This is a genomic window from Arthrobacter sp. Y3225116, from assembly GCF_059091245.1.
In genome coordinates, this window is sequence record NZ_JBNHGL010000371.1 from 1 (window position 1) to 1,985 (window position 1,985).

1 protein-coding gene and 1 pseudogene are annotated in these 1,985 nt (G+C 69.6%); one reads left to right on the forward strand and one right to left on the reverse strand.

Features of this window, described 5'->3' with window-relative positions; all coding sequences use genetic code 11:
- Positions 1–57: 57 nt before the first annotated feature.
- Positions 58–1,404 (reverse strand): NAD(P)/FAD-dependent oxidoreductase, encoded by a 1,347-nt coding sequence (locus AC5RV2_RS17465; protein ID WP_494093384.1) that lies wholly within the window; start codon positions 1,402–1,404, stop codon positions 58–60.
- Between the two features lie 256 nt (positions 1,405–1,660).
- Here AC5RV2_RS17465 and AC5RV2_RS17470 point away from each other — a divergent pair.
- A pseudogene (locus AC5RV2_RS17470) lies at positions 1,661–1,985 on the forward strand (hypothetical protein); the annotation flags it as partial.

The following is a 1,985-nucleotide window of genomic DNA, read 5'->3' on the forward strand; positions in this document are numbered from 1 at the left end:
CCCTGCCTGCTGCCCGACGCCCGCCTGCTTGCCCGGGGCCTGCCTGCTTGCCCGGGCCTACGCCCGGCCCTTCTGCGTGCCGGCATGCGCCTCCACGAAGGCGCGTCGGGGATGCTGGGTGGCGCCCATCGACGTGATGTCCCGGCCGCCGAACACCAGCGGGCTCCAGCCAGCCAGCAGGCGCCATTTGTGGATCCAGGTGGGCAGCGCCAGGCCGTGGTAGCCCATGGCGGCATACCAGGCGGGCTTGCCCTTTAACTCGTAGCCAAAGATTTTCGCGGCGCCCCGGCCGACGCCGTAGGTCGCGACCGTGCCCAGCGATTTGTGCCGGTACTCGGCGGGCGGCCGCCCCTCCACCGCGTTGACTATGTTGTGGGCGAGGTGCTTGGCCTGGCGGACCGCATGCTGGGCGTTCGGCGGGCAGTAGGCCGGCTGCTTCTCCGCCTCCAGATCGGGTACCTGGGCGCAGTCGCCGGCGGCCCATGCACCTTGCACCACCTCACCGGCATCGTCGATGACCTGCAGCCGGGCGTTGGCGTTCACGTGTCCCTTCGGGCCGCGCGGCACGTTCGTGTAGTCCAGCACCGGATTGGGCTTCATGCCGGCCGTCCAGATGATGAGACCGGCCGGAATGCGCTCGCCGGTACTGAGCTCGGCCACCGAGTCCTCGCAGGACGGCATGGTGGTGTTCAGCCGCACATCGATGCCGCGCTGGCGCAGCTGGTCCAGGGTCCACTCCGAGAGATTCGGCCCGACCTCGGGGGCCACCCGGTCCAGTGCCTCGACCAGCACCCAGCGCAGCTGCGAACGGTCCAGCTCCGGATGCGCGTCCACGGCGAGTTTGGACAGGTCGCTCAACTCGGTCAGGGCCTCGACGCCGGTATAGCCGCCGCCGACCACCACGAACGTGAGCGCCTTGGCCCGTTCCTCCGGGTCGCTCGTGCCGGCGGCCAGCGCCACGTTGTCGAGCACCTTGTCACGGCAGTAGATGGCCTCTTCCACGGTCTTGAACCCGATGCCGTGCTGCTCCAGCCCAGGCGTGGGGAAGGTCCTGGTGACCGCACCGACGGCGAAGACCACGTGGTCGTAGGCCACCGAAAATTGGTCGCCGCCGAGCTCGCGCAGCTGGGCGTTCTTCGACTGGACGTCCAGCGAAACCAGCTTGCCGCGGACGATGTCCACCTTCTTCAGCGCGCTGCGGAGGTTGACCGTGACGATTCGCGGTTCGATTTCCCCGCCGCCCACCTCCGGCAGCAGCGGCTGGTACGTCATGTAGGAGTTGGGCTCAACCACGGTGATCCGTGCCGCCGACGGGCCCAGCCGCTTGCGGATTCCCCAGGCAGTGTAGAGGCCGACGTAGCCGCCGCCCAGGATGAGTATGTGGGGCGTCGCTGAAGTGGTCATGGTCCAGGTTTCCTCCCTGTTTGTCGACAGTGATTCGGTGGTCCTGGTGCTTCCTTCGCCGGCAGGTGCGGGGCCGGCCTGCGGCCAGACTAGCACCGCCCCAGACGCAGCTGAACCCTCGGTCGGGCCCCGCTTCCGGCAGGGCCGCATTCGCCGGCCCGCTCCCCCGGCGTGCCCTGCGCGCCCTGCGCACGCGGCTGCCTACAATGTGCTCAGGTGCCCCGATTCGTGGGGCTGTCGTTGGGGAGTAGGAAGCGTGGAGGCGGCCAAGTACACTGTGCGCGGGCGGTCGCTCCGCACCTACCGCCGGGCCCGCACCACGCTCTGCGGCGTCATGGTTTTCTGGCTCTGGCTGCTGCTGGGAGCCGCGGCCTTCGTCGCCGGCCTGTTTGATTCCCCCGCCAAGGTTTTCCTGGCCATGTATGCCGGCGCCGTTGCCGTGCTGGTCTCCATCCCGGTCGCCTTGCTCGCGGCCATCCTGATGGTGCTCAACCGGCCCGAGACGGGTGGCCGGCGCCGGGCCACCGAACGGCTTTCGGCCGCGGCACGCGCCGCCGGTCGGGCGATCTCCGCGCTGCCGT

Excerpts from the sequence above, each read along its gene's own strand:
- AC5RV2_RS17465 (WP_494093384.1), bottom strand. The coding sequence starts at position 1,404 with ATGACCACTTCAGCGACGCCCCACATACTCATCCTGGGCGGCGGCTAC.